The organism is Ruegeria sp. HKCCD6426, assembly GCF_057221115.1.
Genome location: NZ_JBWVBF010000003.1, coordinates 182,959 through 203,387, shown reverse-complemented (window position 1 = coordinate 203,387; position 20,429 = coordinate 182,959). Strand labels below are relative to the sequence as shown.

At 57.5% G+C, this 20,429-nt stretch carries 21 protein-coding genes; 10 read left to right on the top strand and 11 right to left on the bottom strand.

Translation table 11 applies throughout. From position 1 onward, the window contains the following. From AC2TDA_RS09840 to AC2TDA_RS09800, 9 genes are all read left to right on the top strand, one after another. On the top strand, positions 1-612 hold the full coding sequence (locus AC2TDA_RS09840) for a TorD/DmsD family molecular chaperone (RefSeq protein ID WP_480845911.1): 612 nt from the start codon (positions 1-3) through the stop codon (positions 610-612). 58 nt (positions 613-670) lie between these two features. Beyond that, entirely contained in the window at positions 671-859 is a 189-nt protein-coding gene (locus AC2TDA_RS09835) for a ubiquinol-cytochrome c reductase iron-sulfur subunit N-terminal domain-containing protein (RefSeq protein ID WP_480845912.1), read from the top strand. Between the two features lie 104 nt (positions 860-963). Then, a complete protein-coding gene (locus tag AC2TDA_RS09830; protein WP_480845913.1) occupies positions 964-3,858 on the top strand; it encodes a formate dehydrogenase subunit alpha in 2,895 nt (964 codons plus the stop codon). A gap of 12 nt (positions 3,859-3,870) precedes the next feature. Continuing rightward, positions 3,871-4,464 carry a formate dehydrogenase FDH3 subunit beta gene (fdh3B, locus tag AC2TDA_RS09825; protein ID WP_480845914.1) on the top strand — a complete coding sequence of 198 codons (594 nt, stop codon included), beginning with the start codon at positions 3,871-3,873 and terminating at the stop codon, positions 4,462-4,464. Between the two features lie 108 nt (positions 4,465-4,572). Further along, complete coding sequence (locus tag AC2TDA_RS09820; RefSeq protein ID WP_480879114.1) at positions 4,573-4,923, top strand: putative quinol monooxygenase; 351 nt, start codon at positions 4,573-4,575, stop codon at positions 4,921-4,923. 27 nt (positions 4,924-4,950) lie between these two features. Next, the gene (locus tag AC2TDA_RS09815) at positions 4,951-6,150 is read left to right on the top strand and encodes a formate dehydrogenase subunit gamma (RefSeq protein ID WP_480879113.1); all 1,200 of its coding nucleotides are present in this window, start codon (positions 4,951-4,953) and stop codon (positions 6,148-6,150) included. Next, a complete protein-coding gene (locus AC2TDA_RS09810) occupies positions 6,151-7,413 on the top strand; it encodes a c-type cytochrome (protein ID WP_480879112.1) in 1,263 nt (420 codons plus the stop codon). It abuts the gene before it with no gap. A gap of 13 nt (positions 7,414-7,426) precedes the next feature. Then, positions 7,427-7,552, top strand: coding sequence for a hypothetical protein (locus AC2TDA_RS09805; protein WP_480845919.1), 126 nt, complete (start codon positions 7,427-7,429; stop codon positions 7,550-7,552). Beyond that, complete coding sequence (locus AC2TDA_RS09800; RefSeq protein WP_480879111.1) at positions 7,553-8,425, top strand: substrate-binding domain-containing protein; 873 nt, start codon at positions 7,553-7,555, stop codon at positions 8,423-8,425. 54 nt (positions 8,426-8,479) lie between these two features. Here AC2TDA_RS09800 and AC2TDA_RS09795 read toward each other — a convergent pair whose 3' ends face one another. The 9 genes from AC2TDA_RS09795 to AC2TDA_RS09755 form a co-directional block, all read right to left on the bottom strand. After that, entirely contained in the window at positions 8,480-9,295 is an 816-nt protein-coding gene (locus AC2TDA_RS09795) for an ABC transporter substrate-binding protein (protein ID WP_480879110.1), read from the bottom strand. Between the two features lie 23 nt (positions 9,296-9,318). Next, positions 9,319-10,053, bottom strand: coding sequence for an ATP-binding cassette domain-containing protein (locus tag AC2TDA_RS09790; RefSeq protein WP_480879109.1), 735 nt, complete (start codon positions 10,051-10,053; stop codon positions 9,319-9,321). Further along, complete coding sequence (locus AC2TDA_RS09785; RefSeq protein WP_480845923.1) at positions 10,046-10,759, bottom strand: ABC transporter permease; 714 nt, start codon at positions 10,757-10,759, stop codon at positions 10,046-10,048. The genes AC2TDA_RS09790 and AC2TDA_RS09785 overlap by 8 nt, the downstream gene beginning before the upstream one ends. Before the next feature lie 158 nt (positions 10,760-10,917). Further along, positions 10,918-11,907: an ABC transporter substrate-binding protein gene (locus AC2TDA_RS09780; RefSeq protein ID WP_480879108.1), complete on the bottom strand. Its 990-nt coding sequence runs from the start codon at positions 11,905-11,907 to the stop codon at positions 10,918-10,920. A gap of 60 nt (positions 11,908-11,967) precedes the next feature. Next, positions 11,968-12,813 carry an ABC transporter permease gene (locus AC2TDA_RS09775; RefSeq protein WP_480845926.1) on the bottom strand — a complete coding sequence of 282 codons (846 nt, stop codon included), beginning with the start codon at positions 12,811-12,813 and terminating at the stop codon, positions 11,968-11,970. Further along, positions 12,810-13,727: an ABC transporter permease gene (locus AC2TDA_RS09770; RefSeq protein ID WP_480879107.1), complete on the bottom strand. Its 918-nt coding sequence runs from the start codon at positions 13,725-13,727 to the stop codon at positions 12,810-12,812. Before AC2TDA_RS09770 ends, AC2TDA_RS09775 begins: the two co-directional genes overlap by 4 nt. Before the next feature lie 34 nt (positions 13,728-13,761). Continuing rightward, complete coding sequence (locus tag AC2TDA_RS09765) at positions 13,762-14,559, bottom strand: ABC transporter ATP-binding protein (protein WP_480879106.1); 798 nt, start codon at positions 14,557-14,559, stop codon at positions 13,762-13,764. Positions 14,560-14,614: 55 nt separating this feature from the next. Next, positions 14,615-16,069, bottom strand: a complete 1,455-nt coding sequence (hydA, locus tag AC2TDA_RS09760) for a dihydropyrimidinase (RefSeq protein ID WP_480879105.1) — start codon at positions 16,067-16,069, stop codon at positions 14,615-14,617. A 76-nt stretch (positions 16,070-16,145) separates the two neighbouring features. After that, positions 16,146-17,396 carry a Zn-dependent hydrolase gene (locus tag AC2TDA_RS09755; RefSeq protein ID WP_480879104.1) on the bottom strand — a complete coding sequence of 417 codons (1,251 nt, stop codon included), beginning with the start codon at positions 17,394-17,396 and terminating at the stop codon, positions 16,146-16,148. 170 nt (positions 17,397-17,566) lie between these two features. Between AC2TDA_RS09755 and AC2TDA_RS09750 the strand changes: the two genes are divergently transcribed. Continuing rightward, positions 17,567-18,175, top strand: a complete 609-nt coding sequence (locus AC2TDA_RS09750) for a TetR family transcriptional regulator C-terminal domain-containing protein (RefSeq protein WP_480845932.1) — start codon at positions 17,567-17,569, stop codon at positions 18,173-18,175. Positions 18,176-18,233: 58 nt separating this feature from the next. Here the strand turns inward: AC2TDA_RS09750 and preA are convergent, their stop codons facing one another. After that, entirely contained in the window at positions 18,234-19,538 is a 1,305-nt protein-coding gene (gene preA, locus AC2TDA_RS09745) for an NAD-dependent dihydropyrimidine dehydrogenase subunit PreA (RefSeq protein ID WP_480845933.1), read from the bottom strand. A gap of 18 nt (positions 19,539-19,556) precedes the next feature. Continuing rightward, positions 19,557-20,393, bottom strand: a complete 837-nt coding sequence (locus AC2TDA_RS09740) for a methyltransferase domain-containing protein (RefSeq protein ID WP_480845934.1) — start codon at positions 20,391-20,393, stop codon at positions 19,557-19,559. Positions 20,394-20,429 lie beyond the last annotated feature (36 nt).

Sequence of the window (20,429 nt, the reverse complement as noted above, 5' to 3'; positions counted from 1 at the left end):
ATGACCGCAAACAACGCGCAACATCTGGATGTTTCGGCCGAAGATCGCCTGCGCGCGGATTTCTATAACTTTCTCGGGCTTCTGTTGGCAGTCCCTCCGGATCAGATGCTTCTGGAACAGGTTTCAAGTCTAACCGGAGACGACAGCGAACTGGGTCAGGCGATCCAGGCGATGTCTCGCGTCGCCAAGGTAACCAAGCCGGCGGCGGCCGAGCGGGAATTCAATGCATTGTTCATTGGGTTGGGTCGCGGCGAATTGCTGCCTTACGCCAGTTTTTATCTGACAGGGTTCCTGAACGAAAAGCCTTTGGCGCAGTTGCGCAATGACATGGCCGTCCGCGGGATTACGCGGGCGCAGAACGTGTTCGAACCCGAAGACAACATCGCCTCGCTGATGGAGATGATGGCGGGGATGATCATCGGTCGCTTTGGCGCGCCTGCCTCATTGGACGAACAAAAGACATTCTGGAACAAACATATCGGCCCCTGGGCCGCGCATTTCTATTCGGATTTGGAAGCCGCTGAAAACTCGGTCCTCTATGCGTCGGTCGGTACGGCCGGTCGTGTGTTCATGGAGATTGAGCGAGAGGCATTCCGAATGACGGCGGCTTGATCCGCCACTCGCCAGCGCCAGTAAAGGCGCTAGATCGCAAATGGGAGAGGAGGACCCCATGAGCAAGACCAAGGAAGAAGGCGCCACGCGCCGCGACTTCCTCAAACTGGCCGGAACCGCAGCACCAGCTGCCGTTGCCGCTGCCAGCCTGACCGGGAAAGCCGAGGCAGCCGAGCTGCCGACGGACGAAACCCGCATTCAGGACACTGCGCATACCCGCGCCTATCTGGACAGCGCCCGGTTCTGAACCGGACGTCGTCGCCTCCGACTGACGGTTGCGATTGGCCCTGATGTCGGCATCAGCAGTACCAAGCCAGCCATGGGTTACATGGCCAGCAAGGGAGGAAAGAAATGCTTAGGAAAAAGACCAACGGGGTTGCGAGACGCCCCCAGCGGACAAGTATCCTGTCCCAGGTCGGCGAAAAAACCGTCGATCGCCGCGCGTTCCTGCGTGGATCGGGCCTGACGATCGGCGGCCTCGCCGCGATCAGCGCCACGGGTGGAACCGTGACGCCCGCCAGCGCCCAGACAGCGGCCAATCAGGCCGTCGAAAATATCAAATCTATATGCACTCATTGTTCGGTTGGCTGCACAGTGATTGCCGAAGTACAGAACGGCGTCTGGATCGGGCAAGAACCCGGTTGGGACAGCCCGTTCAATCTGGGTGCACACTGCGCCAAAGGGGCTGCTGTTCGCGAACATGCCCATGGCGAGCGCCGCCTCAAGTATCCGATGAAAAAGGAAGGTGGCGAGTGGAAGCGCATCAGCTGGGAACAGGCGATCGACGAGATCGGCGACGGCATGATGAGCATCCGTGAGGAATCCGGTCCAGACAGCGTCTATTGGTTGGGCTCGGCCAAGCACAACAACGAACAGGCCTATCTGTTCCGTAAATTCGCTGCCTACTGGGGCACGAACAACGTGGATCATCAGGCCCGTATCTGCCACTCGACCACGGTTGCGGGCGTTGCGAACACATGGGGCTACGGCGCCATGACCAATTCGTACAACGACATCCACAATTCCCGGGCCATCTTCATCATCGGCGGCAACCCGGCCGAGGCGCACCCCGTGTCGCTGTTGCACGTCCTGCGCGCGAAAGAGCAGAACAATGCCCCGCTGATCGTCTGCGACCCGCGCTTCACGCGCACAGCGGCGCATGCGGATGAATATGTCCGCTTCCGCCCCGGAACAGACGTCGCTCTGATCTGGGGTATCCTGTGGCACATCTTCGACAACGGTTGGGAGGACAAAGAATTCATCCGCACCCGTGTTTGGGGCATGGACCAGATCCGGGATGAAGTTCGGAAATGGAACCCGGATGAAGTCGAACGCGTCACCGGCACGCCCGGATCGCAACTGCGCCGCGTTGCGCGCACCATGGCCAACAACCGTCCCGGCACGGTGATCTGGTGTATGGGCGGAACGCAGCACACAAACGGCAACAACAACACCCGCGCCTACTGCGTGCTGCAGCTTGCACTGGGCAACATGGGCACCTCGGGTGGCGGCACCAACATCTTCCGCGGCCACGACAATGTACAAGGCGCGACGGACCTTGGTGTTCTGTCCCACACCCTGCCCGGCTACTATGGTTTGTCGAAAGGTGCCTGGGGTCACTGGGCGCGTGTCTGGGGTGAAGAACCCGAATGGCTTGCCGGTCAGTTCGCCACGATCAAGGACAAGGAAGGCAAGGACAAGCCGCTGCAGAATGAACGTGGCATCCCTGTATCCCGCTGGATCGACGGTGTTCTGGAAGACCCCGAGAACATGGATCAGGACAACAATGTCCGCGCCATGGTTCTGTGGGGCCACGCGCCGAACTCGCAAACGCGGGGTCCGGAGATGAAGACGGCGATGGAGAAGCTGGACATGCTGGTCGTGATCGACCCATACCCCACCGTTTCCGCCGTTCTGCATGACCGAACCGATGGCGTTTACTTGTTGCCAGCCTGTACGCAGTTCGAAACCCGTGGTTCTGTCACGGCGTCGAACCGGTCGTTGCAGTGGCGTGACAAAGTGGTTGATCCGCTGTTCGAAAGCCTGCCGGATGAGGTCATCATGGCCAAGTTCGCCAACAAATTCGGCTGGGCGGATCGGTTCTTCCGCAATATCGAGATGGAAGACCCGGAAACCCCGAATGTTGAAAGCATAACGCGTGAGTTCAACTCGGGCCTCTGGACGATCGGCTACACTGGTCAGTCTCCGGAACGTTTGAAAAGCCACATGGCCAACCAGCACATGTTCGACAGAACGACGCTGCAAGCTATTGGCGGTCCGAACGATGGTGAGTACTACGGTCTGCCTTGGCCCTGCTGGGGTACGGCGGAAATGGGTCATCCGGGGACACCGAATCTCTATGACATGTCCAAGCCTGTTGCCGAAGGCGGCCTGACCTTCCGCGCCCGTTTTGGCGTGGAACGGGACGGGCAGAACCTGCTGGCCGAAGGTGTCTATAGCGTCGGCTCGGAAATTCAGGACGGCTATCCTGAGTTTACCATGCAAATGCTGATGGATCTCGGCTGGGATGGCGACCTGACCGCCGAAGAGCGTGCGGCAATCGACGCTGTGGCTGCTGAAAAGACCAACTGGAAAACCGACCTGTCAGGCGGCATCCAGAGGGTTGCTATTGCCCATGGCTGCGCGCCGTTTGGCAATGCTAAGGCGCGGACGGTTGTCTGGACTTTCCCGGACCCGATCCCGATCCATCGCGAACCGCTCTATACACCGCGGCGCGATTTGGTCGAGGATTATCCGACTTATGAGGACCGTCAAGCCTATCGTCTGCCCACCCTTTATGCTTCGATCCAAAAGAATGACTTTTCAAAGGATTACCCAATAATCCTCACGTCAGGTCGTCTGGTCGAGTACGAGGGCGGCGGCGAAGAAACACGGTCTAACCCGTGGCTTGCCGAGCTTCAGCAGGACATGTTCGTCGAGATCAACCCGCGTGATGCCAACAATCTTGGTATTCGTGACGGGTCACAGGTTTGGGTCGAAGGTCCCGAGGGCGGAAAGGTCAAGGTAATGGCGATGCTGACCAACAGGGTCGGTGCCGGAGTGGCCTTTATGCCATTCCACTTTGGCGGCCATTTCCAGGGCGAGGATCTGCGGCACAAATACCCTGCCGGAGCTGATCCTTATGTGTTGGGTGAAAGTTCGAACACGGCCCAGACCTATGGCTATGATTCAGTGACCCAGATGCAGGAGACCAAGTGTACTCTCTGCAAAATCTCGGCAGCGTAAGGAGGACGATTAATGGCTAGAGCAAAGTTTCTCTGCGACGCTGAACGCTGCATCGAGTGCAACGCCTGCGTCACCGCGTGCAAGAACGAGCACGAGGTCCCGTGGGGCATCAACCGCCGCAGGGTGGTGACGATCAATGACGGCAACCCGGGCGAACGCTCGATTTCGGTGGCCTGCATGCATTGTTCGGATGCGCCTTGCATGGCGGTGTGCCCGGTCGATTGCTTCTATCAGAATGAAGAAGGGATCGTCCTGCACTCCAAGGACCTGTGCATTGGTTGTGGCTATTGCTTCTATGCGTGCCCGTTCGGCGCGCCGCAGTATCCGCAGGCTGGCAACTTCGGATCGCGCGGCAAGATGGACAAATGTACTTTCTGCGCCGGCGGCCCCGAAGAGAACCACTCGAACGCAGAGTTCTCCAAATATGGTCGCAACCGGATCGCCGAGGGCAAACTGCCCATCTGCGCCGAAATGTGTTCGACCAAAGCCCTGCTTGCCGGTAACGGCGACGTGGTGTCCGCCATTTACCGGGAACGCGTCGTGGCGCGTGGATTTGGTTCCGGCGCCTGGGGTTGGGGTACGGCCTACGACCAGAAAGACGGTTAACACCGTCTGAAATAAGACAGCCCCGTGATCTTCCCCGGGGCTGTCTCTGTTCGGTCAGACATTTGCTGCCGAACTAAACTGGCATGACCTACCCGCGCGGAGCATTTCATGACTGAAGATATTTATTGGACGCTAAAACTTGAGCTGCACGCTGATCAGGACGCGGCCTTTAATACGCTCATGGCAGAAATGGTCGCCGCGACGTTGGATGAAAGCGGTGCTAAATCTTATGAATGGCATCGCAGTGGGTCTGCCGTACACATCTTTGAACGTTATGCCAGCTCCGGTGACGCCATGATCCATATGCAGAACTTTGGGGCGAATTTTGCCGAGCGGTTCCTCTCCATTTTGACGCCTACTCAACTGGACGTCTACGGCCCGGTGAGTGACGATCTACGCGCAACCCTCACTCCGGTTGGCGCTGTCTTTCACGAACAAGTTGGTGGTTTTGACCGTTAATCCCGGATGACACAGGAGTTATAACAGATGCGCCTGATCCAATTGCTGCTGATACCACTTTTCCTCGCCAGTTTTGCTTGGGCTCAGGAAAACACCGAGGTTGTTTCGGAACCTGACCGCAGCGCCACGGGCGGCGCGACAACTCTGGAAGACATATTGGCCCGGCAACGCGGCGAAAAAGTCGACAACAGTTATCGATCCGGGAATACGGGTCAAAGCAACGCAGAGGGTCTTTTGGGGCAGCTTGGAACGCGTGGCGTCGCCTCGGACAGCGACGTGTATCGCGCCCTGCGTTACGGCTCGGCAGATGTCACTGTCTCGTCCAAAGGGCCTGCGGCGGGTGTCTTGATTCAGGACGGTGGCATTTGGTGGTTAAACTTCCGTACCGGCCCACTACGCGTATATGGCACCTATATTTTGGGTGGAATGCTTGTTGTTCTGCTGCTCTTCTTCCTGATCCGAGGGAAAATCCGGATCGACGGGGAAAAGACAGGACGAACCGTCACCCGTTTTTCCGGCTTCGAACGGTTTGGTCACTGGCTGTTTGCCGGATCTTTCCTGATCCTGGGTCTCACCGGTCTGCTAACTCTTTATGGTCGCGACTTCCTGATCCCGATTTTCGGCAAAGAAGGATTCGCCGCCATCGCACAGGGCTGCAAATGGATGCACAATAACCTTGCCTGGTCATTCATGCTGGGGCTTGTGATCGTCACCGTGACCTGGATCGCCCACAACATTCCCAACCGCACTGACCTCAGATGGCTGGCGGCAGGAGGCGGTTTGTTCACAAAGGACAGTCACCCTCCGGCCAAGAAATTCAACGCAGGTCAAAAAATCATCTTCTGGGCATGCATCGTGCTGGGTGTTTCGATCAGCCTGTCTGGCTTGTCGCTGCTTTTCCCGTTCGAGATGCCTCTGTTCGCAAAAACTTTTGAGATTGCCAATGCAACCGGCCTGCCGCAAATGATGGGATTGGACCTTCCGGTGCAGATGTCACCGCAGGAAGAGATGCAATATGCTCAAGTTTGGCATGTCATGATCGCCTATGTCTTCATCGCGATCATTCTGGCCCATATCTATCTCGGCTCGATCGGAATGGAAGGTGCATTCGACGCTATGGGCACCGGCGAGGTGGAAGAGCAATGGGCCCGTGAGCACCATTCGCTTTGGTTGGAAGAGGTGCAGGAAAACGAAGCCAGCAAGGGTGCGGCTTCGCCCGCTGAATAGATGCGCAATCTGCTGTGTGTCCTGGCGTTGCTGCCTCTTCCGGCGTATGCCGAATTCTATACGCTGAAGGGTCATGGGGGCCCCATCATGGGGATCGCCACGTCTTCAGATGGGCGAATTGCAACGGCCAGTTTCGACAATTCGGTCGGCCTGTGGTCAGGACGCCAACCCAAATGGCTTGAAGGGCATGAGGCTGCCGTCAACACGGTCGTTTTCAACGGAACCGCGATTTACTCGGCCGGTGACGATTTCACCTTAAGGCGCTGGCCCGGCGGACAGGTCGTTGGACAGCACGCGGGCAAAATCGTCGAAATCGCTGCGTCCAAGTCTCATGTCGCTACAGCCAGCTGGGACGGGACCATCGGAATTTGGCCCGTCGACGGGTCCGAGACGAAAACACTTGGCCCAACCGGCAGTGGCGTGAATGCAGTTGTCTTCTCTCAGGATGGGTCGCAGCTTTATTCGGCTGGCATGGACGGGACATTGCGTCTTTGGGACACAGTTGCGGGCCAAGAGCGAGAACGATTGGTCGAACATGGTTTTGGCATCAACGAACTGATCCTAAACACGCAGGACAACTGGATCGCCTATGGTGCGGTCGACGGCGTTACCCGTATTCGCGATCTGACTACCGGTGAAGAACGCGACTTTACCCTCGGGCGCCGTCCCATCCTTGCTTTGGCTCTTAGCCCGGACCGACGGATGTTGGCTGTCGGCGACGGACAGGGCTTTATCATGGTGATCGACACGGCAGACTGGCGCATTGCACAGGATTTTCGTGCAACGCTGCGAGGGCCTGTCTGGGCGCTGGCGTTTTCCAATGATGGTCAAAACATTCATGCCGGAGGGCTGGATGAGGCGATGTACAGCTGGCCCGTTGCTTCGCTGGGGGATCATACGAAGATGGCATCAACCCAACCGGATTTCCTGAAGCAGCCTGAAGAGATGGGGAACGGTGAACGGCAATTCGCGCGGAAGTGCTCGATCTGCCATAGCCTGACACCCGAAGGACAGAGGCGCGCTGGTCCTACCCTGCACGGTGTCTTCGGGCGGCAAGCGGGGTCTGTGCCGGGATATTTATACTCGGACATCCTGCAAGACTCTGATATCATTTGGGATGAAGACACGATAAACGCTCTGTTCGATGAAGGACCGGATCACTACATTCCGGGGTCCAAGATGCCGATGCAACGGATAACGGGACCACAGGACCGAACCGATCTGATCACCTTTCTGCGCCGCGCCACGGCGCCCGAGAACTGAGCCGGAGGAAACTATGAAAGCCTTTCTTGCCGCCGTCGCAGCGATGGTCGTCATAACCTTCGCAGCCCCCTTTGTGCTGAACCAGATCGGGTTCAGTGCAGCAGACGCGGGCACGAGTTCGGCTGTGCGTCTCGACTGAATGCCCCAGTACCTGACCACCCGCGAGCTGGCCGATCTGCTGCGCATCGGCGAGCGGAAAGCTTATGACCTCGCCTCCTCGGGTGAAATCCCCTGCGTTCGGGCCATGGGTAAACTGCTTTTTCCCAAAGCCGAAATCGTTGCCTGGCTCAACGCGTCCCGATCCGGCCCGCAGGTCGCCGAGCCACCATTGCCGCCGATTGTTGCAGGCAGCCACGATCCGTTACTGGACTGGGCATTGCGCGAAAGCGGATCGGGGCTGGCAACCTATTATGACGGCTCGTTTGACGGGCTTGAACGGCTGAAGGTTCGCGATGCTCAGGCGGCTGTGCTGCACATCCACGAAGACAACGGTTTCAATGCGCAATCCTTGCGAGAAACACTTGGTGAGGCGCCCGTTGTTTTGGTTGAAGTCGCGCAACGTCAACGAGGCCTGTTGCTGGCCCCCAACACTGTTGGCATTTCAGGGTTTCAGGACCTCAAGGGGCGCCGTGTCATCTTGCGACAGGACAGTGCCGCCAGCCAGCACCTTTTCGACGCTCAACTTGCCGCGAACGGGTTGGACCGCGCTGATCTGGCCGCCCTTCCCGATTGCGCCCGCACGGAAGAAGAGCTCGCCACCGCCCTGCGCGACAGCAAGGCCGAAGCCGGTTTCGGTCTTGGCGCCCTCGCCCGGTTTCACGGTCTGAGCTTTGTCCCCACACACACCGAAAGGCTGGACCTGGCCATCTGGCGCCGCGCGTATTTTGATCCGCCGATGCAAAAGCTCCTGAAGTTTTTGCAAAGCGACCGTTTCTCAACCCGCGCGGCAGAACTTGGTGGGTACGACATCACCAAGATGGGCAAAATCCATCACAGCGGTGCAAGCGGCTGATAGGCTTCATCCCCGCCCAAACATCCCGGCCGCAGGCGCGGGCGGCGGGCCCAATCACCGTGCATTCGGGAAAAAAAGCTGCGCCCCGTCAAGGCTGTAAGACGCAATTGCGTCTTGACCGTCTGGCCCGGTCAACCAGTCGATGAACCGCTGCCCCGCTGCGGCACGGACACCAGGGTTTTTTTTGGGGTTAACAAGGATCACTCCGTATTGATTGAACAGGCGCGGGTCACCCTCGACCAAAACACCCAAGTCCCCTCTGTTTCCAAATGACAGCCATGTTGCTCGATCGGTCAGCACGTAGGCGTCCATTCCGCTCGCCACGTTAAGTGTTGCGCCCATGCCAGACCCAGTCTCGCGGTACCACGCACCGGACGCACCGGTCGGATCAACACCGGCACTGGCCCAGTGTTGCATCTCGGCTTTATGGGTCCCGCTGTCATCCCCGCGCGAGGCAAAAGGAGCCTCAGATTGCGCAATAGCTGTCAGTGCAGCGACGATGTTGTTGCCACCTTTGATTTTGGCCGGGTCAGACATAGGGCCGACAAGGACAAAATCGTTGTACATCACGTCAAAACGCTCAACCCCCCATCCATCGGCCACGAACTGCTCTTCGGCCGGTTTGGCATGGACTAACAGGACATCCCCGTCCCCGTTGATCGCATTTCGGATCGCCTGCCCTGTGCCCACAGCGACCACGCGGACATCTATTCCGGTCTCGGCCTCGAACCCGGGCAAGATGTAGTCCAGCAGACCGGAATTCTGGGTCGAGGTGGTCGATTGCACCACGAGAAACGGCTCTTCGGCCGCAGCCTGCGCGGGAGCCAAGCCAAGCGCGATCAAAACAGCGCTGAAAATTGCGCGGAACATCGATTTCTCCGTTTTCTTTTAAACTACGTGACCAGCCCGCCGGCCAGATATCGGCGTGCAGCGGGGCTTGTCGGTTTCTCCAGCACCTGAAGGGCCGCACCGTGTTCAACCACTTGGCCGCCCTGCATCATCACCACATCGGCCGCCAGACGGCGGGCTTGCCCGATATCATGCGTCACCATCACAACGCGTACGCCTCGTTCAGACGCACGCAGTATCATGTCCTCGATCTTTTGCGTCGCACTCGGGTCCAGTGCGCTTGTTGGTTCGTCCAGAAACAAAGTCTCTGGCCCGGTTGCCAAAGCACGTAGAATGGCAAGCCGCTGGGCCTCACCCCCAGACAAGGAACGCGCTGCTTGCCGTGCCTTGTCGTCCAATCCGCCTTCGGACAACAACTGGGTGATCTGCAATTTGCGGACCGCGCGAGGCTGTCCCTGACGTTTCAGAACAAAATCCAGATTTGCGGCAACGGACCGACGCAACAACACCGGGCTTTGGAACACCATGGCCTGCTGTGCCTTGTGTTCTGCGTTCAATTGAGCGCCGCTCTGGAGAATTCTCCCCCGGTCTGGCGAGATCAGGCCATGCAGGCACCGCAGCAAAAGGCTTTTGCCCGATCCGTTCGGACCCAGTATCAACGTGGGTCCGGGTCCATCCAGCATCAGCTTTTGCACGTCCAGCAGAGTTTTACCCTTACGCGCAATTCGCAGTCCTTGCACCTCAAGCCTGTCTGACACCCCTGTTACCAGATCACGCATGGCGCAGCCCTTCTTGTTCGGCGCGTAGGCTCAGACTGCTGACCATTGCGTTCACGGCAATGGCGATACCGATCAGGATGGCTCCCAGCGCAAGTGCCAAAGCCAGATTGCCCTTCGACGTTTCCAGCGCAATGGTCGTGGTCATGACACGTGTGACGTGATTGATATTGCCGCCGACGATGATCACCGCGCCGACCTCGGCAATGGCGCGCCCGAAGCCAGCCAGCAAAGCCGTCACCAGCGCCAACCGTGCGTCCCACAGCAGCACCGGCACGGAGGCCAGACGGGACACGCCCAATGACCGCAACTGCTCTGCATACTCTTCGGCAAGCAGCTCAACCACCTGCCGCGTCAGGGCGGCGATGATCGGAGTTACCAGCACGACCTGTGCGATGATCATCGCTGTGGGCGTATAAAGCAGCTCCAGCACACCCAGCGGACCAGAGCGGGACAGCATCAAATAAACCAATAAGCCAACAACCACCGGGGGGAAGCCCATCAATGCATTCATCAAAACGATCAAAATCCGGCGCCCCGGAAACCGGGCGACCGCCAGAGCTGCACCAACAGGCATCCCAATCGCAGCCGAAATCAGGACTGCAAAGATAGAAACTTCCAGTGATAGCAGCACAATTGCCCACAGGTCTGAATCGCCACTCAGGATCAGAGCCAATGCCGAACTGAATTCTGATGCAAATCCCTGCATTCTCCACCATCATTTATGCATTTCGCGTGAAATGCCATAATTTACAGGAGAATACTAAACCGATTTCAATCCAAGTACAGGATCATTTCCGACATCTACAACGAGAAACGCGGCCCGCATCCGGGCCGCGTTTTGTTAATCACACAGAAGTACCGCAATCAGTTCAGCGCAGCATCCGTGATCTGGTGAGTCCAGGCACCGTCTGGTTGCTTGGTGATGACCGGGTCCGAACCTCCAGCCAGCAACGTGCCAACTGTGCGTTCAAAGTCCGCGGGGTCCAACGCGCCGTTCGAACCTGCCGTCAGCTTGGCGATCTCACCCATCATGCGCTTTTGATGCTCTTCAGTCTGGGCACCTGTTGCATCATTCTCCAAAACGATATCGGCGGCCTCATCCGGATGTTCTTCCGCGTATTTCCAACCTTTCATCGAAGCACGAACAAAACGCTCCATCTTGTCGACAAAAGCAGCGTCGCCCAGGTTTTCTTCCAGCACATAAAGACCGTCTTCCAGCGTCGCGACGCCCTGATCCTCATATTTGAAGGTTACCAGTTCATCCGGGCTGACACCTGCATCGATGACCTGCCAATACTCGTTGTAGGTCATGGTGCTGATGCAATCGGCCTGACGTTGCAGCAATGGATCGACGTTAAAGCCTTGCTTCAGAACTTCGACGCCGTTTTCACCTTTGCCACCGGTGTCGATGCCAAGCTGGCTCATCCAGCTCATGAACGGGAACTCATTACCGAAGAACCAGACCCCCAATGTGCGGTTCTTTAGATCTTCGGGCGAGGAAATCCCGGCATCCTTCCAGCAGGTCAACATCATGCCCGAGCTTTTGAACGGCTGCGCGATGTTGACCAGCGGCAAGCCTTTCTCGCGCGCGGCCAGTGCGGCCGGCATCCATTCCACAGTCACGTCGGCACCACCACCAGCAATGACCTGCGTCGGCGCGATGTCAGGACCACCGGGTAGAATGGTAACGTCCAGCCCCTCTTCCTCATAGAACCCTTTGTCCTTGGCCACGTAGTAACCCGCAAACTGTGCCTGAGTGACCCACTTCAATTGCAGTGTCACCTCATCCGCTGCCAGCGCCGCGCTGGCTGCCAGGCTAAAGGCGACAACCGCCCCGCTGAGTAGCTTGTTCATCTTCATTTCTCCTAGTTGCTTGTTGTGCCCCGTTACCGGGGTCTGTTGAATTCCTTTTTTCTATCCACGCTGCGACGGATGCCAGAAGGTCACCGCCTTTTCGATCATCGCGACTAAGCCGTAGAACGCCGTCCCTGCCAGCGCCGCCACAACAATTTCTGCCCAGACCATATCGAGCGACAATTGCCCGACGCTGGTCGAGATCCGAAAGCCCATACCCAATGTCGGCGAGCCAAAGAACTCGGCCACGATAGCGCCGATCAGCGCCAGAGTGGTAGAAATCTTTAACCCGTTGAAAATGAATGGCATCGCAGCGGGTAGACGCAGTTTGAGAAAGCTCTGCCAATAGGTCGCCGCGTAGGTCTCCATCAGGTCACGCTGCATCGCTGTCGCCTCGCGCAATCCGGCCACGGTATTCACCAGCATGGGGAAAAATACCATCACCACAACCACGGCCGCCTTGGAATGCCAGTCAAACCCGAACCACATCACCAGAATGGGTGCTGTTCCGACAATTGGCAGCGCCGCCACAAAGTTTCCTACAGGCAAAAGGCCAAGCCGTAGAAAATCCCAGCGGTCCACTGCAATGGCCATCAGGAAAGCTGCGCCGCAGCCGATTAGATATCCGCTCAACGCGCCTTTGATGATGGTCTGCACGAAATCGGCCCAAAGAACCGGCAGACTGTCGGCAAAGCGCGCCGCAATGAGCGATGGTGCAGGTAAGATAACCAAAGGGACTTCGAGCCCGCGTACTACCAACTCCCATATTCCTATAACGGTCAGACCAAAGATAAGCGGCGCCAGAAACCGCACCAACCGTGTGTCAGCTTGCGGTCCACTGGCCAATCGACTGTTCAGCCACCAGCCAAGCAGCCACAACCCAAATGCAAACGAAACCATAATCATTGCGCCATCCCCATCCGTGTCAGGACAGAACGCTCAATGAGCCCAAGTAGTCCGACAAGGCATGCCGCAAGAATTGCGGCAGCAAACAAGGCCGACCATATCTGCACCGTCTGACCATAATAGCTGCCCGCCAACAATCGCGCGCCCAGCCCGGCGACCGCCCCGGTCGGCAGCTCTCCGACAATAGCGCCGACCAAAGACGCCGCGATACCGATTTTCAGAGACGTAAACAGATACGGCATCGACGCTGGCAGCCGCAGTTTCCAGAACCCTTGTGAGCGGCTGGCATTATAGGTGCGCAGTAAGTCTAATTGCATCGCATCCGGGCTACGCAACCCTTTGACCATGCCGACAACGACCGGGAAGAAACTCAGGTATGCCGAGATGATTGCCTTCGGAATGATCCCCTGAATGCCCACCGAGTACAAAACCACGATGATCATCGGTGCAAGAGCAATGATCGGTATGGTTTGACTGACGATGGCCCACGGCATGACGGACAGGTCCATGACCCGGCTATGCACGATTCCGACCGCCAACAGAACTCCCAGCCCTGTTCCGATGACAAATCCCAGCATTGTTGCGCTAAGGGTGACCCAGCCATGATAAATCAGTGACCGTTTTGAAGTTATCTTCTTTTTGGCGATCGTTTCCCACATCTCGATGCCAACCTGGTGCGGGGCAGGCAATCGGGGCCGGTCCTGTTCCCACGTGGACGAAATGGCGAAACCGTTGTTCCACGCAAGGCCGAATTCGTTCATGTCCCGTCGATCCTTGGCGGATGGCGGTTGAACCTCAGCACCTGCGCGCTCCAATTCAGTCAGCACACCTTTGATATTCATTGGGATGCAAGACCCGTACCAGAGCACGACAATTGCGGCGATTACTGTCAAAACGGCGATTATCTGCTTCATAACGACCTCGCCTTTTTAGAGTTAAGACGTCGCATCAGACTTCATCTCCGTGCCCGGCCCGTAGCCCTTCGCGGACTCGGTGTGCTACTTCGATGAACTCCGGCGAGTCCCGAATATCCAATGGCCGTTCCTTGGGCAGTGGACTGTCGATCACATCCGTAATCCTTCCCGGACGCGGGCTCATGACCACAATCTTGGTGCTGAGATACACGGCCTCGGGGATCGAGTGCGTCACAAACCCGATGGTCTTTTCCGTGCGGGCCCAAAGCGCCAGTAACTGCTCGTTCAGATGATCGCGCACGATCTCATCCAAAGCACCGAAGGGTTCATCCATCAGCAGAATATCGGCATCAAAAGCCAATGCACGCGCGATGCTGGCGCGCTGCTGCATCCCACCAGACAACTGCCAAGGGAACTTCCCTCCAAATCCTTCAAGATCAACGAGCTCTAGAACGTTCTTGACACGCTCGTCCTGCTCTGCCGCCGAGTATCCCATGATCTCAAGCGGTAGTTTGATGTTCTTGGCAATGGTGCGCCATGGATACAGTCCTGCTGCCTGAAACACATACCCGTAGGCCCGATTTCGCCGCGCTTCGTCCGGGGTCATGCCGTTGACGGTCAGCGTTCCTCCGGTCGGTGCCTCAAGGGCCGCGATACAGCGCAGGAACGTGGTCTTGCCGCATCCCGATGGCCCGATGAAGCTAACAAACTCGCCCTTATCGATGGTCAGGTTCACGTCCTTGAGCGCATGAATCGGCCCGTCATTGGTCTGGAAAGTCAGGTCCAGCTGCCTTGCCTCAATAACGGGCTGCGTTGTGCTTTCAGTATTCATTCCATTGCCTTGAAAAGAGTGGTGTTCGGGCCGCCGGTCGAGCGGCCCCTGCAGATCAAACGCCCGTTGCCGGGATGCCTGACCGTTCCACCGGCCGCGGAGCGGTCAGCTCTTTCCAGGTGCTCAGGGCTTTGTTGACATGGCTGTTAGGTTCGCGCGCGACAAAATCTCCGTGGCCCTCCTGCGTGCGGATCTCACCATCATGCACGGCAACCTGCCCGCGGGTCAGGGTAAAGCGCGGCAAGCCTTTGACATTCTTGCCTTCGAACACGTTGTAATCGATCGAAGATTGCTGCGTGTCAGCGCTGATCGTTTTGGATTTCTCAGGGTCCCAAACAACCAGGTCGGCATCCGCCCCCACAAGGACAGCTCCCTTTTTCGGATAGCAGTTCAATATCTTAGCGATATTTGTTGAAGTAACAGCAACGAATTCGTTCGGCGTCAGGCGACCCGTTCCCACACCGTGCGTCCATAGCATTGGCATCCGGTCTTCAAGCCCGCCTGTCCCATTCGGAATTTTGGTAAAGTCACCCACGCCACTCCGTTTCTGATCGGTCGTAAAGGCGCAGTGATCGGTGGCCACAACGCTCAGAGAACCGGATTGCAGACCGGCCCACAGGCTGTCCTGGTGCTGCTTGTTGCGGAATGGCGGACTCATGACCCGGCGGGCGGCGTGGTCCCAATCATGATGGAAGTACTCGCTTTCATCCAGCGTCAGATGCTGGATCAGCGGTTCGCCCCACACCCGCTTGCCCAGCATTTTGGCCCGGCGGATGGCCTCGTGGGCCTCTTCGCAGGATGTGTGCACTACATACAACGGCACGCCGGCCATATCGGCAATCATGATGGCGCGGTTGGTGGCCTCACCTTCAACCTGTGGCGGGCGAGAATAGGCATGCGCCTCGGGTCCGGTGTTTCCTTCAGCCAACAGCTTGGCGCTGAGTTCGGCAACAACATCGCCATTTTCGGCATGCACCAAGGCGATCCCGCCCAGCTCGGCAAGGCGCTGAAAAGACGCATAGAGTTCGTCATCGTTCACCATCAGCGCGCCCTTATAAGCCATGAAGTGCTTGAAGGTATTGATGCCACGCTGTTCGATCACCGTCTTGATGTCGTCAAAGACCTGTTCGCCCCACCATGTAACAGCCATATGGAAGGAATAATCGCAATTCGCACGGGTCGATTTGTTGTCCCAGCGCTTGAGCGCGTCCAGCAGGCTTTCGCCGGGATTGGGCAGAGCGAAATCGACCACCATCGTGGTACCGCCAGCCAGCGCCGCCCGCGTGCCGCTTTCGAAATCATCGCTGGAATAGGTCCCCATGAACGGCATTTCCAGGTGTGTATGGGGGTCAATGCCACCCGGCATGACGTAACACCCGGTAGCATCAAGCTCTTTATCGCCTTTCAGGTTTGGCCCGATTTCAATAATTTTGCCGCCTTCGACCTTCACGTCCGATTTGTAAGTCAGATCGGCGGTAACAACGGTTCCGTTTTTGATGACAGTTGACATGCTATTCTCCCTGCGGGCGCTTTGCGCCTCTGTCTTGTTCAATTTCTGACGGGGCAACGCTGTACTCGCGGCGCCTCTATTCTACGATTTCTGCTGTCTCAACGACGGCGTGAAACAGAACGTCGGCTCCGGCTGCGGCCCAATCTTTGCTGATTTCCTCGGCTTCATTGTGGCTCAGACCATCGACGCAGGGACACATGACCATCGCCGTGGGTGCCACGCGGTTGATCCAGCAAGCGTCATGACCGGCGCCTGAGATGATATTGGTGTGCGAATAACCCAACCGCTCGGCAGCATCCCGCACCGCTGCCACGCAGCCTTCGTCGAACTTCACCGGATCAAAGCCGCCGACTTTCTCGAATTCGATCTCCAACCCCATTTCTTGAACGATATCCTCGGCGGCGACACGCAGGCGGTTTTCCATGTCCGTGATCACGTTCAAATCTGGTGACCGGAAATCGACAGTAAACACGGCCTTCCCCGGTATCACGTTGCGCGAGTTCGGATAGACGTCGATATGTCCGGCCGCTCCGACCGCGTGGGGCGCATGGGACCAGGCGATCTCGTCGACCTTTTCCAGCACGCGCGCCATCGCCAAGCCAGCGTTCTTGCGCATGGGCATCGGGGTTGAACCCGTGTGGGCGTCCTTTCCGGTAATTGTGACCTGCGTCCAGCTCAGGCCCTGACCATGCGTGACGACGCCGATGTCCTTTCCTTCGGCCTCAAGAATTGGCCCCTGTTCGATGTGCAACTCAAAGAAAGCGTGCATCTTGCGCGCGCCGACCTCCTCGTCACCGCGCCAACCGATGCGATTCAGTTCGTCCCCGAATTTCTTGCCCCCGGCATCCTCGCGATCATATGCCCAGTCTTGAGTATGGATACCGGCAAAAACGCCCGAGGACAGCATAGCCGGGGCATAGCGCGTGCCTTCTTCGTTGGTCCAGTTTGTTGCTACGATCGGGTGCCTCGTCTTGATGCCGAGGTCGTTGAGGGTGCGGATGATCTCCAAACCACCCAGCACACCCAATACACCATCGTACTTCCCGCCCGTGGGCTGTGTGTCGAGATGCGATCCAACATAGACCGGAAGTGCCTCTGGGTCGGTCCCTTCGCGCCGTGCGAACATGTTGCCCATCTGATCGAGGCCCATAGTACAACCTGCGTCCTCGCACCATTTCTGGAACAACGCACGCCCTTCTCCATCTTCATCCGTCAGCGTCTGCCGGTTATTCCCGCCTGCGACGCCGGGGCCAATCTTTGCCATCTCCATCAGGCTGTCCCAAAGCCTGTCGCCATTTATCCTGAGATTCTGAGCTGGAGCTGCCATAGTCTTATCCCTGTTGCTTGCGATTTGGCTCGCTTTTGGTGTCTTGATTTGACCATCTGGTCAAACTCACGCTATCACGGGTTCGACATCAGTCAAGAAATTGCATGGCACCGCCGCAAATTTCGGCATATTTGGTGCTCGCTTGGCGGAAAAAGAGACGACAGGGAAACATGCCCAAAGACCGTGCACCGACGAGAATTCAGAAAAAGAACCGCGCAGCGATTCTCGAAGCTGCTTTGAATGTGTTTTCAGCGCATGGTTTTCGTGGGGCGACTGTAGATCAGATCGCGGCAGAAGCAGGGCTGAGCAAACCGAATCTGCTGTATTATTTTCCGTCGAAAGAGGCGATCCACACCGCGCTGCTCTCTGGGTTGTTGGAGACGTGGCTGGCCCCGTTGCATGATCTGGACGAGAGCGGCGATCCCCTAGAGGAAATCCTGTCCTACATCCATCGCAAGCTTCAGATGAGCCGGGAGTTGCCGCGCGAAAGCCGTCTGTTCGCAAATGAACTGGTTCAAGGCGCACCGCGCATTCACGACGCATTGTCAAATGATCTGAAATCGTTGGTCGATGAGAAAACCAAGGTTCTCACGCACTGGATGGATCAGGGACAGATCGCGTGGGTTCATCCCTATCACCTGATCTTCTCAATCTGGGCACTGACGCAGCATTATGCGGATTTTGATGTCCAGGTTCGGGCGATCCTTGGTGACGAAGATCCATTCGAAGGCGCCGAACCATTTATAGACACGGTGTATCGAAAACTTCTGACGCCATGAAAAAGGGCTGCAGTGCAGCCCTCGTTCACTTCGTGTCATAAGCCATTGCGGAATATGACTATTCCGCCGCCCTGGCCATCGGGTTGTTCGGATGGGTGGTCCAGTTGGCGTAGTCCGGCTGCACCACCTCACCCGTGCGCGGATCAACCTCGCCCGCGGCCATCGGCTCCATCGAAATACACCCTTCGACCGGGCAGACATCGACGCAGAGGTTGCAGGCCACGCATTCTTCGTCTTTCACCTCGAACACGCGATCCGGCGAAACAGAAATCGCCTGGTGGCTCGTGTCTTCACATGCAGCGTAGCACCGGCCGCATTTGATGCATTGATCCTGATCGATTTTGGCCTTGGCCACGTAGTTCAGGTTCAAGTACTGCCAATCCGTCACATTTGGTACGGCACGCCCGACTATCTCGGACACGTTGGAATAGCCCTTTTCATCCATCCACTCGGACAGACCCGCCGTCAGTTCGTCGATTATCTTGAACCCATAAGTCATTGCCGCAGTGCAGACCTGCACGTTACCACAACCCAAGGAGATGAACTCAGCTGCATCGCGCCAGGTGGTCACACCGCCAATACCAGAGATGGGCAAACCGTGTGTTTCCTCGGCCCGCGCGATTTCGGACACCATCGACAGGGCAATCGGCTTGACGGCCGGACCACAATAGCCTCCGTGGCTGCCCTTACCATCAATTGAAGGTTCGGGGCTGAACGTGTCCAGATCGACACTGGTGATCGAGTTAATCGTATTGATCAGCGACACCGCGTCTGCACCGCCGTTCTTGGCGGCTGCTGCCGGTTTGCGGACATCTGTGATGTTTGGCGTCAATTTCACGATGACCGGGCGGTCGTAGTATTTCTTGCACCAGCGCGTGACCATCTCGATATATTCCGGAACTTGCCCAACGGCCGCGCCCATACCGCGCTCGCTCATCCCATGCGGGCAGCCGAAATTCAACTCGATCCCGTCCGCTCCGGTTTCCGCCACGCGTGGCAGGATGGCTTTCCACGCCTCTTCTTCACACGGCACCATGATCGAGGCGATCAGCGCACGATCTGGGTAATCCGCCTTGACCCGTGCCATTTCCTCAAGGTTCACCTCAAGCGGACGGTCCGTGATCAATTCGATATTGTTCAGCCCCAACAGACGACGATCCGCACCATAAATCGCACCATAGCGTGGTCCGTTAACGTTCACGACCGGCGGCCCTTCGGCCCCCAGCGTTTTCCATACGACGCCACCCCATCCGGCCTCGAATGCGCGGCGTACGTTGTATTCCTTGTCCGTCGGCGGCGCGGAGGCCAGCCAATAGGGGTTTGGGCTTGAGATGCCCAGAAAGTTTGTCGTCAGATCGGCCATGGCTTCTCCCTTCCCGGCTCAGCCGGTTTTCTTGAATATCATTTCAGTCGGGCGGATCCGCCCGGCCTTTAGGTTTGTGACGTAGTTTTGGAACTTCTCGGGCGCCGTCTCGCCCATCATCAGGTGGATGCCCAACGGGGCCGGACCGCTTTCGGCGATGCGCGCGAAGGCGTCCTCAAAAAACTCAACGGCAAATTCCGAGCGGTCGGCCTCTGCCACAAGTTGCAGACCCGCGGCTGTAGCTGCATCCCGGTAAACATCTGGCGTATCTACAAAAGATGTTCCGGCCACGGTCGACCACGGCAGAGGGAATTCCAGCGGCTCGGCCACCGCGCCACCCATTACATCGAACAGAGCAAATGTCCCGCCCGTAGCAAGCGTCCGGGAGACTTCGGCAAACAGCCCTGCCTTGTCTTCGATGTTCATGCCGACATGCAGCATGATCGCAAGGTCAAAGCCCGCGTCAGGCACTGGCATGTCCAAGGCACTGCCGACGAGAAAGTTAACTTTATCCGAATGCCCGACAAGATCGCTTAGCTCGGTCGCAGTTTCGATGAATTCCGGCGTCAGATCGACCCCGGTCACCGTCGAGTCATAACGATCCACGATATAGCGCGACGTCCCACCGATACCGCATCCGACATCCAGTACACGAGTTGCGTGGGTCGGCGATAACTGCGCAAACAGGTTATCAGTCGCCTGAACGCCACCAGTATGGAACTCGTCCCCTGCCTTGAGGTCCGCGACCGTCGCAGCATCGGGATCGACGCCACTTGCCTCCAACGCCGCGCGAACGCGCTCGGTCAGGGCACCGGTTGTGTAGTGTTGAGCAACAGCTTGTTCGATCTGGGACATGAGAATACCTCAGCTGCGAATTGGATGGGGTGAATG